The sequence below is a fragment of the Streptomyces sp. NPDC002784 genome (genome assembly GCF_053592135.1).
Map to the genome: position 1 here is coordinate 1 of NZ_JBSFVD010000055.1, position 13693 is coordinate 13693.

Consider the following 13693-nt stretch of genomic DNA (forward strand, 5'->3'; position numbering starts at 1 on the left):
CAGCCCACAACCTGACATCAGCAAGGTCCCCACCCATGACCACATCAACGACCGAGCTGGCCAGCAGTCACGGCAAGCACCGTTGCAGTACTAGGTCGGACTGCAGGCCGAGGGTCTTCAGGTGCTCCAGCAGGACACCGCCGTGGCCGTGGACTATTCCCTTGGGCAGTCCGGTGGTGCCGGAGGAGAACACGACTCACAGGGGATGGTCGAACGTGACTGGTGTGCAGGTGATTTCCTCGGTGCGGGTGGCGGCGTCCTCCCACGACACCACCGGCGACGGGAATGCGCGCGATGGCCAGGGCAGACCTACGGGGTCCACCAGCAGCGTTGCCTTCAACGCAGGCAGGGACTTGGCGAGTTCGCGGGCCGCTTCGCGGCGGTCGTGGGTGGTGCCGTTGAACAGGTAGCCGTCGGCAGCGATCAGGACCGTGGGTTCGAGCTGTGCGAAGCGGTCGGCGGCGTCCTGGGGGGCGTAGTCCGGCCCGCACACCGACCACACGGCGCCGAGGCTTGCGGCGGCGAGGAACGCGATGATCGCGTGCGGGGTGTTGGGCAGGTAGCCGACGACCCGGTCGCCCTGGCCGACGCCCAGTTCGCGCAAGGTGGCCGCGACGGAGGCGACTTGGGCGCGCAGCCGACCACCGGTGACCTCGTATGCGGAGCCGGTCTCGTCCAGGGCGATGATCGCCACGTCGTCGTCGGCGAGGTTGCGCAGGGCGTGGTGGGTGTAGTTGAGGGTGGCTCCGGTGAACCACCATGCGCCCGGCATCCGTTCATCGGCAAGCACGTGCTCGTACGGGGTGTCCGCGTCGATGTCGAAGTACTCCCTTACCGCGCCCCAGAAGCCTTCCAGGTCGGTGACCGACCAGCGGTGCAGGGGCCGCGTAATCGGTGCCGTCCTGGCCGGTGCTGCGGGCCAACTCCATGGTGCTGCCGACCGCGACGACCTACGGGGCGGGGGTTATGAAGGGGGGCCTGGTCATCGTGTGGTGCTCCTCAGCAGGCTTTGCCCGACGGTGGGTTGGGGTGGGAGAGGGCTGCGGGTGGTGTGCAGCAGGGCCGCCCAGGTGGCGGTGTCGGTGAAGTCGCGGTCGCCGGCCGGGACGACGTCCATGACGACGCGGTCGGGGCGCAGCAGGACGGCCTGCGCCCGGCCACCGCGCAGCCAGGCGGGGAGCGTGCCGTCGTCGGCGAGGTCGGTCACGGGGATCGCCCGGACGCCGAGCGCGTGGGCGAGGGCGTTCAGTGAGGGCCAGGGCTGGGTGGCGGTCAGGATGGTGAAGGAGTCGCCGAGCAGCTCGTCGAGGCGGACTCGCCGTCCGGCGGTGGTGATCCACGGTTGCGGGCAGTGGGTACCCGCCAGGCCCCTGCGGCGACCGCGTCGGACGAGGGGGCCGGCGGTCAGGGGCGGGCTGAGGTCGCGGCCGGCCAGCTCCGCCAGGCGGGGTATGCGGCATCCCGCGGCCAGGAGTCTGCGGCGCAGGGGGGCGGCGCCGTCCTGGCCGCCGGTCATGGTCCAGCCCATGGCGACCGCGAGGCGTATCACGTGACGGGCGTGCGGTTTGCGTTCGCTCTCGTAGGTGTCCAGCAACTGCTCGTCGCCGCCCCGGCGCAGGACGTGGGCGAGCTTCCAGGTGAGGTTGCAGGCGTCGTGCAGGCCCGAGCACAGCCCCTGTCCGATGAACGGCGGGGTGAGATGGGCGGCGTCGCCGAGGAGGAAGACGCGTCCGCTGCGCCAGCGGTCGGCTATGCGTGCCTTGAAGGTGTACTGGGACTCGCGGACGATCTCGAAGTCCCCGTCGTAGAAGGGCGGCAGCCAGGGGGCGACCAGCTCGCCGACCGGCACCTCGCCGTCCGTGAGACGGAATTCCCAGCGGTAGCGGTCCTCCCCGACGCGCATGAAGGTTGCCGGGCGGTGCGGGTCGCAGACCTGGTCGACGCCCTCCCAGCAGCGGACGTCGGCGCTCGTGCGGACGTCGACGACGGTCCAGCGCTCCTCGAAGCGCAGGTCCTCCCATACGGCGCCGATGGCGTCGCGGGTGAGGCTGTTGGCCCCGTCGCAGCCCAGGACCGCTTCGGCCCACAGGTGGTGTTCTCCGTCGGCGTCGCGGTAGGTGACGCGGACGGGGCCGGCAGCGTCCGGGGTGACGCAGGTGACCTCCGCGCCGCCGCGCAGTTCGCACTCCGGGTTCCGGGCGAGGGCGTCGCGCAGCAGTCGTTCCAGCTCGGGCTGGTCGAACATGCTGGTCTGCGGGTAGCCGTGACGGCCGTCCCCGGTGCGGCGGAACTCGGCCATCACCCGGTGCCGGGCGTCCAGCAGCCGCAGTCCGTTCGCGGGGCGGACCATCGCGGCGAACTCCTCCCCCACGCCCGCCGCTTGGAGGATCCTGCGGACTTCGTCGTCGGTGGCGACGGCGCGCGGAAGCGGGTAGACGTCCCGGTGGCGTTCCAGGAGGACGGTGCGGATTCCGCGCCGGGCGAGGAGGAGGGCGGCGGTCACGCCCACGGGTCCGGCGCCGATGATCACCACGGGCACGTGCGGTGGGGTGCGGCTCACCTCGGGTCCCTACTTCGCGTCCGTGACGGGGGTGTTCTGCTCGCCGAGATCGATGCGGCCGTCCGGGGTCGCGATGGTCGCGGTGATCACGTCTCCCGCGTGCAGGTAATGCGGGTTCCTCGCCTGGGATTTGAAGAACGCCTTCCATTTCATGGCGGGCGGCAGCAGCGCCCCGATCTTCTCGACCGGCTTCGGCGGGGCCTTGAGAGCCGTCCCGCCGGGGGTGCCGGTCAGCAGCAGGTCGCCGGGGTCCAGGGTCTGGAAGCGGGCGAGCAGGGTCAGGGCCTGGGCCGGGCGGACGATCATGTCGGCGAGGGTGCGGTCCTGGCGCAGCTCGCCGTTGACGGACAACTGCAGCCTGAGGTCCAGCAGATGGGCGAAGTCCTCCGGCTCCAGCAGGGCGAGGTAGGGGCCGGTCGGTGTGAAGGTGGGGTAGGACTTGCTCTCGTAGAACTGCGTCTTGGTCAGCTGGACGTCGCGCGCGCTGACGTCGTTGGTGACGACGAGTCCGGCGACGTACGAGGGCAGGTCCCGCTCCTCGACCGTGGTGCCGATCGGCAGCGTGGCGCCCATGACGAGCCCGAGTTCGATCTCGTAGTCGAGGAACTTCACGTGGGAGGGCCGTACGACGGCGTCGCCGGGGCCGCTGACCGAGCCGGACGCCTTACGGAAGAAGGTGGGCGGGATGTCGCCGGTGAAGCCCGAGTCGCGGGCGTGGCTGCGGTAGTTGACCATCTGGGCGACCACGCGGCAGGGGGCGGTGACCGGCGAGAGGGCGACGAGGTCGGTGACGGGCGTGCCCGTGTCGGGCGAGAGTGCCGCCTCCCGTACGGCCTGGCGGTCGGCGATCAGCTCGGCGGTGGTGGCGGCCTTGGTGTCGACGGGGATGGCCCTGCCGTCGCGGACGACCCACCATCCGGCGGTCGTGCGCAGGACGTTGGTGCTCATGTCAGTGCCTTCGTGAGGGGGTTGAGGGTTCAGGACCTGACGGCTTTGAGCAGGCCCAGCAGGCGTGCCGGGTCCAGCTCGTTGTCGCCGCGCAGGGCCTGGATGACGTCGCGGACCCGCTGCGGGGAGGGGCTCGCGCCGAGGAAGTCGCGGGTGGCCGGCGGACCCCACTGGGCCAGGCCGCTGGTGGACATGGGCGCCCAGCCGGGCTCGACGTCGCAGGAGAACAGGTCGCCGTCGGCGAAGTGCTCCAGCATGAAGCGGTCGGGGTCACGCCAGTAGTCGAAGAGCTGGCTGCCCTGGATGTGCCGGCCGATGCCCCAACTGCGCCGGTAGCCGCGCTCCTTGAGGTATTCGCCGCCGGCGGCGATCGAGTCCAGGTCGGTGACCTGGTAGGCGGAGTGGACGTAGCCGGTCCCCGGTCCCAGGTGCATCGCCAGCGTGTGATGGTCGGCCGGCACACCACCGAGGTCGCAGCGGATGAACGCCATCGTCGGGCCGCGGTCGCGCTGCCCGTCCAGGAACAGGAAGTCGGACACGATCATCCCCAGCGTGTCCAGGTACCAGTCCAGGGCCCGGCCGAACACCCGGGTCTCCAGGACGACATGGCCCAGCCGCTGGATCCGGGACGGCTCACGGGGCGGGCGCTGCGGGGCGTTCGTACGGCGGTGATCCGTGCCGAAGTTGAGCCGCAGTGGCCGCTGCTCGGGCAGCGCCGGAAGCTGCTCGCCGCAGTGCACCACCCGCACCGGGAAACCGGACGGATCGAGCAGGTCGACCGCCTCGCCGCCGCCGGGCAGGTCCGCCTCCCGCACAACGGACCCGGTGGCTCGCGCAAGCCGCTCCAGGTCGGCACGCTCCGCCGCGCGGAACGCCGGGCCGATGAAACGGGACGTGCGCCCGCGCCGGATCACCATGCACGGCGAGCCGGCGAAGGTGCCGCGCAGCCACAGGTCGCCGTCGGTGCGGGCGGCGACCTGGAAGCCGAAGTCCCGGGCGAAGACCTCGGCCCGCTCCAGATCCGGCTTCTCGAACTCCAGCCAGGCCAGGTCCGCCACCTTGATCACGGGGTTCCGGGCGCGGCCGGGATGCTCGCCGCGCCGGGCTCCACGTTCGCTGTGCAGGTCCTGGTGGGCCGTTGTGACACCGGCCCCCTGGACGCGGGTTTCAGACATGGCGCCCTCCGGGCAACATCGCCGTAATGATGAAAGCATCAACTCTGACAGTTACGTCGTCAAGGCGTTACCGTCAGGAAATGATGGATTCATCAGAACTGCTGTTTGCATCGTCGTCGCGGCTAGACTGTGCGCATGCCTTCGTCAGCCCCGCCCACCAACCGGTTCGAGCGGCGCCGCGCCGAGACCCGTGGCGCGCTCCTTCGTGCCGCCCGGCAGATCCTCGCCGAGACCGGGGACACCGGCGCCAGCATCCAGGCCATCGCCGAGCGCGCCGATGTCGGCTTCGGCTCCTTCTACAACCACTTCGCATCGAAGACCGAGTTGTTCGAGGCGGCCGTGGTGGACGCCCTGGAGGAGTTCGGCCAGAGCTTCGACGAGCGCCTGAAAGGCATCGACGACCCGGCGGAACTCGTCGCCGCGGGCTTCCGGCTCAGCGCCCGCATGGCCGACTCCCACCCCGAGCTGATGCAGGTCCTGCGCCGCCGCGGTCTCGGCCACATCCACTCGGACAACGGCCTGGCCCGGCGTGCGCGGCGGGACATCGAGGTCGGCACGGCCTCCGGCCGCTTCACCGTCGCCGACCCGGCGGTCGCCCTGTCCGCACTGGGCGGAACCCTGCTGTCCCTGGTGGAACTGCGCTTCACCCGCCCCGACCTGGACGGCGACGAGGCCGCGGTGAACCTGGCCGAGATGGTCCTGCGCATGCTCGGCGTCCCCCCGGACGACGCCCACGAGGTCGCCCGGCGCCCCCTTCCCGGACCCGCCTGACCGACCGCCGCCGCAGACGGGAGGAGCCCCGGCCGCCGCACGGCCGGGGCTCCTCGGAGCAGCGGGAAGGTCAGCGCCGCAGAGTGAGGACACCCGGCCGCCACGGCAGCCGGTTGTAGTCGCCGCCCGCCGTCGGGGACTTGCCCTGGTAGAGGAACTGCAGATTGCAGGGGTCGACGGTCATGGTCTGGTCGGGGTTGTTGCGGACCAGGTCACCGTGGCTGATGTCGTTGGTCCAGGTGGCACCGCTGTTGGCCTTGCCCGCGAAGGGGTTGCTCTCGCTCGCGGCCTGCGGGGTCCAGGAACCGCTCAGGCTGGAGGCGGTGAACGATCGGAAGTAGCGTCCGTTCGCACCCATCGCCTCGACGATCATCAGGTACTGGTTCTGGCCCTGCACCTTGTAGACCTGGACGCCCTCGAACAGGTTGGCCTTCGTGTCGCTCATGATCGTCGTGTACGACGAGCCGAAGTTGCCCGGGAAGTTCCCGATGGGCATGCTCGCGCGGTAGATCTTGCCGTTGTCACCGGCGAAGAACAGGTACATGTTCTGGCCGTCGGCGATCAAGGTCTGGTCGATCGGGCCGGTGTCGGAGCCGGAGATGCTCCCGGTGAACAGCGGCTGCGGCGCGGACCAGCCGTTGGGGTTGGTGGGGTCGCTCGACGTGCGGTAGATGAAGGGCCACGCACCCCACTGGTAGGCCAGCACCCAGATGTTCTTCGGTGCGAAGTAGAACAGCGTGGGCGCCACGGCGGCCTGGCTCATCCCGGTCTGACCGGCCGATGCCATGTCCGACCAGTTGGTGAAGGGACTGAACATCATCGAGCCGTACGACGATCCCGAGAAGTTGGACGCGTAGACCAGGTGCCTGCCGTTGTGCGTCACGGTGGTGAAGTCCTTGACCGCGGCCCACCCGTGCGCGGGCTGCGCCAGCACACCCGTCGACGTCCACCGGTAGGTCGACGGAAGAGCACACGCGCCGTCCGGCGGCGTGCCGGTCAGGCCGGTCCACTTCTGGTTGCTGCCGCCGTTGCACGTCCCGATCTGCACCGCCGTGCCGTTGGCCGTCCCGGCGCCCGCCGCTTCCAGGCACAACCCGGACTGGACTCCGACGACCGTGCCGTCGGAGCTGACCCGCCACTGCTGGTTCGCGCCGCCGGAACAGGTCCAGATCTGCACCCGGGTACCGGGCGTGGTGGCATGACCCGGAACGTCCAGGCACATGGTGCCGTACACGGTGAGCTGGTTGCTGTCCGTCGACGTCCATTGCTGGTTGGACCCGTTCCAGCAGTCGTAGATCTGCAGGGACGTGCCGTTGACCTGGCCGGCGCCCTGCACGTCGAGACACCGGTTCGAGCCGACACCGCGTAAGGGGCCACTGCCGGCCGCCTGCGCCGGGGTGGCGACGAGCATCGCCGCCAGCGCGGCGAGGACCACAACCGCGGCAGCGAGCACCCCGCCTGGGTGCCTGCCGCTGAAACTTCCTCTGCGCATAGGGACTTCCCAATCTCGAGTAGGCGGTTCCGGTCGGTCCGGACTGTCGATGGCGTGATGTCCGGTGCATGACATACGCGCGCGGCAATTCTGGAATGTTCGCAATGCCGAACAACTGTCGGGGTATCGAGCAACTGATATTAGGGAGCGGATGAACGGCGTCAAGACCTCTCGCAAGAGTCGCGGTGGCGGTCGAAATATTGCGAGGCAGCCAAACCCGCAGCAGTACAGGTCACATGGGTGACAGGCCCAGCGCCTCAACCCGGGATCGCGGGCACATCGGACCGCTGTTGCCCCGCGCACTCGACATCGAGACCGCACCGATTTTCCGAATGATGTTCGAAAGTTCGATGAACGTCGGCACTCGGCGTTTTGGCCACCACGGCGCAGAGGCTTGCTCCATGTGCGGCAAGGGCCGGTGCATCGCACAAGCTCCGCCGCGCGCTCTACCGCAAGGTTCACGGTCCGTCCGAAACACAGGTGTTCGAAAACTTGGCGGAGTCGTTGAGCCTCGTGAACCAGCCGCGACGAAGGGGGAATCACGTTGAGCTCGGCCGAGACCCGCAAGCAGCAGGACACCCCACCACCGTTTCCTCCGCCGGCGGAGATCACCTACAGCGGGCAGTACTCCGTCAACCCGCTGGCCGAGGTGTCCTTCCGGCGGATGTGCGCGCAGATCCCCCAGGTGCTGCGCAGGATCGCCCGGCTGTCATGGCGGACCGACCGGCGGGCAGTGCAGCTGCTGTTGGGCTGTCAGCTGCTCACCGGCGTCTCGGCCGCCGTCCTGCTGACCGCGACCGCCGAGGCCATGCAGCCGATCCTCTCCGACGACGCCGTCGCCGACCGGCTGCGCAGTGCCCTGCCCGCACTCCTGGTCGTGGCCTTGGCGGCCGCGCTCGGCCGGGCCGTCGGCTCGGTGGCCATGTACGCCGAGCGGCGGATCACTCCCCGGCTGGCCACGGAGACGGACAGCGCCCTGGTCGAGGCGGTGTGCCGGGTCGAGGCCGCCGCGTATGCCGTGGACGGCTTCTCGGATCGGCAGGAGGCCGCCGAGATGGGGACGATCCGTACGCTGGTGATGGTCAGCGACGCCCAGCACTTCATGTCGGCACTGATCCGCATGATCACCGCCGGCAGCGTCCTGTCGGTATTGAACGTGCTGATGCTCCCGCTGCTGTTGCTCGCCGTGCTCCCGGCCGGCGTCGGTGCCGTGCTCACCGCCCGGGTGGATTACGAGACCCACTACGCCAACGTGGCCGACCGCAACGTACGCGGCATGATGCGCTGGTGGGCCACCACATCGAGGTACGGCGACGAGGTCCGCGCCAACTCGATGACGGACTACTTGATCTACTGGTACCGCGCCCTGTCCGACCGCTGCGACCGCCGGACCCTCGCCGCCGCGCCGCGCACCTTGCGGATCTCCCTGCTGTCCTCGTTGGTCGGCGGCTTCTTCCTCGTCGCCGTCTGGGGAGCGCTGGCCTGGCTCGCCGTGAGCGGACGGATCGACCTCGCGGTCGCCGCCACCGCTGTCGTGGCCGTACAGACCACGCTCGCCGCCCTGTCCCAGGTCGTCATCAACGGAGCCGCCGTTTTCCACACCAGCCTCTACCTCGGCGACATGCAGTCCTTCCTCGACGATGCCGCGGCCCGCGCACCCAAGCGCGGTCCCGAGTCCGTGGCCGCCCCGGTCGAGGACATCGCGCTCCACGAAGCCGTCTACCAGTACCCGGGCAAGGACAAGCCCGCGGTGGCCGGAGTGTCACTGACGCTGCGGCGCGGCGAGATCCTCGCGATCGTCGGAGCGAACGGCTCCGGCAAGTCCACCCTCACCCGGCTGCTCACCGGGATCTACCTCCCGGACAAGGGCAAGGTGACGTGGAACGGCACGGACCTCGCCACCGTCGACCCCGCCACGGTGTGGGCGAACACCGGCCTGGTGCCGCAGATCTTCGCGCAGTGGCCCCTGCGCGTCAGGGAGAACATCACCCTCGGCCAGCCCCGCACCCACGACGACGGCCCGGTGTGGGAGGCCGTCGACGCCGTCGGCCTGCGTGAGGCCATCGACGACCTGCCCGCCGGACTGGACACACTGCTGGCCCGCGATGTCTTCGGCGGATCGGAACTCTCCGGCGGCCTGTGGCAGCGCGTCGCCTGTTCCCGGGCCCTGTACCGCAAGCCCGAGCTGCTGATCCTCGACGAGCCCACCTCACAGATGGACCCGCGCGGGGAACACGGCATCTTCGAACAGATCAAGGCCATCGCCGCCGACCGCATCACCATCGTGGTCACCCACCGCCTGGAGAACACCAAGATCGCGGACCACATCATCGTGATGGAACACGGCCGCATCACGGAACAGGGCAGCTACGACGACCTCGTCCACGGCGGCGGAACGTTCGCCGAGCTGCTGGAACTGTCCCAGGACCGCTGACCCGTCCGCGTCCGGGGCGCGTGGGACGAGGCGAGCGCGTTCAGGCTTGTTGACGACGCCGCGCAAGCGGTTGGGCATCTTCGCTCGCCGTCCCAGCAGCCAGGAGTCGAACCTCGTCCCGGTCTGGTGCGGGCCGGTGCACAGACACAGATTCCTTCGCTGACCGCCGGGGGTACCCCGACGAGGTACCCCCGGCGGACCCGGAGATCAGCGAATGCCGATGTAGCCGCCGCCGTTCATCTGGGCGACTACCGTGACCGTGCCCCCGACGACCCCGCTACAGGTCCAGGACCTGGGCGGGTCGATCGCACGGTAGGTTCCGTAACACTGGTAGTTGCCGGCACCGTTGATGAGGTCCCAGCGGTGACCGGCCGTGCCGCTGCCGTACTCGTCGAGGTCGATCGAGATGGTGCCACCGGGGAATCCGGTGACCTGGAACGAACAGGTCGGCGCGGGTGGGCAGTTCCGTGTCGCCAGTACGGTGGTCTCTCCAGCGGCCGCAGGTCCGGCGAGCGTCGTGCCCACCAGGAACGCCGCTGCGACTGCTCCCCCTGCAAGTTTTGTGCGGATCTTCACGTGTATCCCCACTGCTTCGATGGTGTCAGGAGTCGCGGGTGGCCACCGCTGATTGACTGGTTGACGGTTGCAGCGTAGGAGGATCCGTGCAACGGCCAACAGTCCCTCGTCGGCCAATCCGTCCGGCTGGTCGGTGGGCCGGTTGTTCTCGCTGAATCAGGCCACCGGCGGGGTCCATCACGCCATCGGTGACGCAAGTCACCATCCCTTGCATACCTACCGGTCGGTACCCTCACTCTAGACCACGAACGACAGGAGCCGTGATGTCTGCGACCAACCGCCAGATCCGCCTGGCAGCCCGTCCCCTCGGTGACGTGAAGTCCGAGGACTGGGAGCACAGTTCCGAGCCCGTCCAGGAACCCGGTCCGGGCCAGTTCGCGGGCCGGACACGCGTCATATCCCTCGATCCGGCCATGCGGGGCTGGCTGGACGACCGTCCCTCCTACCTCCCGCCGGTCGGCATCGGGGAAGTGATGCGCGCCGGGTCGGTCGTCGAGGTCACCGCCTCGAACCACCCGGACTACCAGCCGGGTGATCACGTGGTCGGCACGTTCGGCGTCCAGGAGCACGTGGTCTCCGACGGCAAGGGCGCCCTGAAGATCGACACGTCCCTCGCGCCGCCCTCCACCTACCTCGGTGCGCTCGGAATGCCCGGCATGACGGCCTACTTCGGGCTCCTCGACGTCGGCGCGCTCAAGGACGGCGAGACCGTCGTGGTCTCCGGGGCGGCAGGCGCGGTCGGCACCATGGTGGGACAGATCGCCAAGGCCAAGGGCAGTCGGGTCGTGGGCATCGCCGGAGGACCGGAGAAGTGCCAACTGCTCACCGGCGAACTGGGCTTCGACGCGGCGATCGACTACCGCGCCGAGGATGTGCGCAAGGCACTGCGCCGGGAAGCCCCCGACGGCATCGACGTCTACTTCGACAACGTCGGAGGGGACATCCTGGATGCCGCCCTGACCCGGCTGGCGATGCACGCGCGCGTCGTGGTCTGCGGCGCGATCAGCCAGTACAACAACGCCACCCCCGTCAAGGGCCCCTCCAACTACCTGACGCTGCTGGTGCGTCGGGCCCGCATGGAGGGCTTCGTCGTCTTCGACTACGCCAAGCAGTACGCCAAGGCCGCGCAGGACATCTCCGCCTGGATCGCGGACGGCCGGGTCAAGGTCAAGGAACACGTGGTGCGGGGCACCGTCGACGACTTCCCTCAGACGCTGCAGATGCTCTTCCGCGGCGAGAACGTCGGCAAGCTCGTGCTGGAGCTGGCGTGACCGCCTCCCAGAGCCCCCGGGAGGGGCAGCCGGACAGCGCCGCGCTCGCGGACAAGGTGGCGATCGTCACCGGCGGTGCCAGTGGACTCGGCCGCGCCATGGCGCTCGCGCTGGGCAAGGCCGGGGCCCGGGTGGTCGTCGCGGACCTGGACGCGGGGGCCGGGCAGGAGGTGGCCGACCTGGTCGGCGGGGCCTTCCGCGCCTGTGACGTCTCCGACCTCGACGCCAACCGCGCGCTCGTGGACTTCGCCCAGGAGCGGTACGGCGGTGTGGACATCGCGCTGCTCAACGCGGGCGTGGCGACCGGATGCGGCGTCGGCGACGACTTCGACCCCGCACGCTACCGCCGGGCGATGGGCGCCAACCTCGACGGCGTGGTCTACGGCACCCATGCGGTACTCCCGGCGCTGCGGGCCCGCGGCGGAGGAGCGATCGTGGCGACCGCCTCCCTCGCGGGACTGACGGCCGTACCGCTGGACCCGCTGTATGCGGCGAACAAGCACGCGGTCGTCGGGCTCGCACGCTCGCTGGGGCCCGCTCTCGCGCCGGACAACGTGCGCTTCAACGCGGTCTGCCCGGGGTTCGCCGAGTCGCGGATCATCGACCGGCTGCGCGACATGTTGAGCGCGCAAGGCCTGCCCGTCATCCCGGCGGAGGTCGTGGCGGACACGGTGCTGCGGATCGTCACCGGCGACGGGACGGGCGAGTGCTGGTTCATCCAGCCGGACCGCGAACCGGAGCCCTTCCGCTTCCGCAGCGTCCCCGGTCCAGGGAAGTCCGCGGCTGCGTGAGGTGGTTGGCTGCATCGCGGAACGGTCGACGTCAGCCTTGTTGAGGTCGTCGTCCTACAGCGCCCGCGTGGGCGCACCGCGCAAGCTGGGGTCACCCTCACGCCGCACGGCCGTGCCGAGACCGATCAGTGAGGCCAGCAGGGAAAGGCCGGCCAACAGTCCGAAGAGTTGGGGGTATCCCCCCAGCGGTGCGGACAGGGCGGCCCCAGCGAACGGAGCGAGGGCGGAAGCCGCGGTCGCGGGTGCCGCGAGGAGCCCGGACAGACGGCCGTAGTGGGCGGTTCCCCAGCGGTCGGTGATCGCGGTGGCGTGGAGGAGGGTGATGTTGCCGCGGACCATGCCGGCCGCGACCGACAACGCGGCCAGCAGGGCGTAGGGGCCCGGGGCGAGGGCCAGGGCCGCTGTGGTGAGACCGCCCAGGCCGATGAGCGTGACCGTGCGCGCAGTGGGCCGGGTACGGCGCGCCAGGGCGGCGTACAGGGTGCGGCCGAGGGTCTGGCCGGCGCCTCCGAGGCCCAGGGCCCAGGCGGCCTCGCTGGTGGTGAAGCCGCGTTCGAGGAGGAGCGGGACCAGGGCGACGACGACGGCGGAGATACTGAAGGCGGAGAGGGTCAGTGCGGCCGCCAGCAGCCAGAACGGCCTGCTGCGGGCCACCGAGTCCGCGCCGCCGGTGACGTGAGCGGACGCTTGCGGCGCTGGGGGCCAGGGGGCGTTCAGTGCGAGCAGGTGGGCCGGGATGGTCACAGCGGCGAGGACGACGGCCAGGACGGCGTACGTCGCCCGCCAGGACATGTGGTCGGCGAGCGCCGCGGTGAGGGGCGCGAAGACGGTGGAGGCGAGGCCGCCGGCCAATGTGACGAGGGTGAGCGCGCGGATGGGGTCGGGGGCCCACCAGCGGGTCAGCGCGGCGAAGGCGGGTTGGTAGAAGGTGGCTGCCATCGACATCCCGGCGAGCAGCCAGCCCACGGTGAAGACGGCCAGGTTCGGCGCGGCCGCCACGATGAGGATGCTGAGTACGCCGAGGACGGAACCGGCGGTCATCACGGCGCGTGGGCCGCTGCGGTCGATGATCCTGCCGACCCGTATACCGGTGAACGCGGAGACGAGCAGGGCGGTGGAGAAGGCTGCCGTGGTCGCCCCGACCGGCCAGCCGGTGGCCGCGTTGATCTGCGGGTTGAGCACCGGGAAGGCGTAGTAGACGATGCCCCAGCTGGTGATCTGGGTGGCGCACAGGGCGGGCAGGGCGGCGCGAGGCCGCGACCGGTCCCCCGCACCGGTCGCGGCCCTGCCGGGGTGCACGTTGGCCATTGCGCGGTCAGCAGCAGCTACCGGCCGCGGCCGGCTGGGCCTCGGTGGCGCAGCAGGTGCTGTCCTTCCGCTTGTCCTTCCGCTTGGCCAGGGTGTCGGCGTCGGCCTTGACGACGTACACCTCCCACGGTTCCTGGCCGGGCCCGTGCACCCACACCTTGTCCTGCAGGGCGTAGCAGCAGGCGGTGTCGTTCTCCACGTCCGTCGCCAGGCCCTGCTCCGCGAGGCGGGCGGCCGCGGCGTGGACGGCTTCGGAGGATTCGACTTCGACGCCGAGGTGATCCATGCGCGTGTCCTCCCCCGGCGTGCCCTGGATCAGGACGAGCTTCAGCGGGGGCTCGGCGATGGCGAAGTTGGCGTAGCCGTC

The 13693-nt window shown here is 70.2% G+C and carries 11 protein-coding genes and 1 pseudogene; 4 read left to right on the forward strand and 8 right to left on the reverse strand.

What is annotated here, in order from left to right; genetic code table 11:
* Positions 1 to 91: 91 nt before the first annotated feature.
* From ACWD1Z_RS35280 to ACWD1Z_RS35295, 4 genes and pseudogenes are all read right to left on the reverse strand, one after another.
* Positions 92 to 929, reverse strand: a pseudogene (locus ACWD1Z_RS35280) (AMP-binding protein); the annotation flags it as partial.
* A 53-nt stretch (positions 930 to 982) separates the two neighbouring features.
* Entirely contained in the window at positions 983 to 2560 is a 1578-nt protein-coding gene (gene mhpA, locus ACWD1Z_RS35285) for a bifunctional 3-(3-hydroxy-phenyl)propionate/3-hydroxycinnamic acid hydroxylase MhpA (protein WP_451124656.1), read from the reverse strand.
* A 9-nt stretch (positions 2561 to 2569) separates the two neighbouring features.
* On the reverse strand, positions 2570 to 3508 hold the full coding sequence (locus tag ACWD1Z_RS35290; RefSeq protein WP_451124658.1) for a fumarylacetoacetate hydrolase family protein: 939 nt from the start codon (positions 3506 to 3508) through the stop codon (positions 2570 to 2572).
* A 29-nt stretch (positions 3509 to 3537) separates the two neighbouring features.
* Positions 3538 to 4683: a VOC family protein gene (locus ACWD1Z_RS35295; RefSeq protein ID WP_451124660.1), complete on the reverse strand. Its 1146-nt coding sequence runs from the start codon at positions 4681 to 4683 to the stop codon at positions 3538 to 3540.
* Between the two features lie 135 nt (positions 4684 to 4818).
* Here ACWD1Z_RS35295 and ACWD1Z_RS35300 point away from each other — a divergent pair, with 135 nt between their 5' ends.
* On the forward strand, positions 4819 to 5454 hold the full coding sequence (locus ACWD1Z_RS35300; protein WP_451124662.1) for a TetR/AcrR family transcriptional regulator: 636 nt from the start codon (positions 4819 to 4821) through the stop codon (positions 5452 to 5454).
* A 70-nt stretch (positions 5455 to 5524) separates the two neighbouring features.
* Here ACWD1Z_RS35300 and ACWD1Z_RS35305 read toward each other — a convergent pair whose 3' ends face one another.
* Positions 5525 to 6946 (reverse strand): non-reducing end alpha-L-arabinofuranosidase family hydrolase, encoded by a 1422-nt coding sequence (locus ACWD1Z_RS35305; RefSeq protein ID WP_451124664.1) that lies wholly within the window; start codon positions 6944 to 6946, stop codon positions 5525 to 5527.
* 544 nt (positions 6947 to 7490) lie between these two features.
* Between ACWD1Z_RS35305 and ACWD1Z_RS35310 the strand changes: the two genes are divergently transcribed.
* The gene (locus tag ACWD1Z_RS35310) at positions 7491 to 9380 is read left to right on the forward strand and encodes an ATP-binding cassette domain-containing protein (RefSeq protein WP_451124666.1); all 1890 of its coding nucleotides are present in this window, start codon (positions 7491 to 7493) and stop codon (positions 9378 to 9380) included.
* A gap of 207 nt (positions 9381 to 9587) precedes the next feature.
* Here the strand turns inward: ACWD1Z_RS35310 and ACWD1Z_RS35315 are convergent, their stop codons facing one another.
* Positions 9588 to 9956 carry a hypothetical protein gene (locus tag ACWD1Z_RS35315; RefSeq protein WP_451124668.1) on the reverse strand — a complete coding sequence of 123 codons (369 nt, stop codon included), beginning with the start codon at positions 9954 to 9956 and terminating at the stop codon, positions 9588 to 9590.
* Positions 9957 to 10219: 263 nt separating this feature from the next.
* Here ACWD1Z_RS35315 and ACWD1Z_RS35320 point away from each other — a divergent pair, with 263 nt between their 5' ends.
* Entirely contained in the window at positions 10220 to 11227 is a 1008-nt protein-coding gene (locus tag ACWD1Z_RS35320; protein ID WP_451124670.1) for an NADP-dependent oxidoreductase, read from the forward strand.
* Entirely contained in the window at positions 11224 to 12018 is a 795-nt protein-coding gene (locus ACWD1Z_RS35325) for an SDR family oxidoreductase (RefSeq protein WP_451124672.1), read from the forward strand. Before ACWD1Z_RS35320 ends, ACWD1Z_RS35325 begins: the two co-directional genes overlap by 4 nt.
* Before the next feature lie 54 nt (positions 12019 to 12072).
* On the opposite strand, the gene ACWD1Z_RS35330 is transcribed toward ACWD1Z_RS35325, so the two are convergent.
* Both ACWD1Z_RS35330 and ACWD1Z_RS35335 read right to left on the reverse strand, forming a co-directional pair.
* Positions 12073 to 13326, reverse strand: a complete 1254-nt coding sequence (locus tag ACWD1Z_RS35330) for an MFS transporter (protein WP_451124674.1) — start codon at positions 13324 to 13326, stop codon at positions 12073 to 12075.
* A 7-nt stretch (positions 13327 to 13333) separates the two neighbouring features.
* The coding region (locus tag ACWD1Z_RS35335) for an ArsI/CadI family heavy metal resistance metalloenzyme (protein WP_451124676.1) at positions 13334 to 13693 on the reverse strand (360 nt) is incomplete at its 5' end.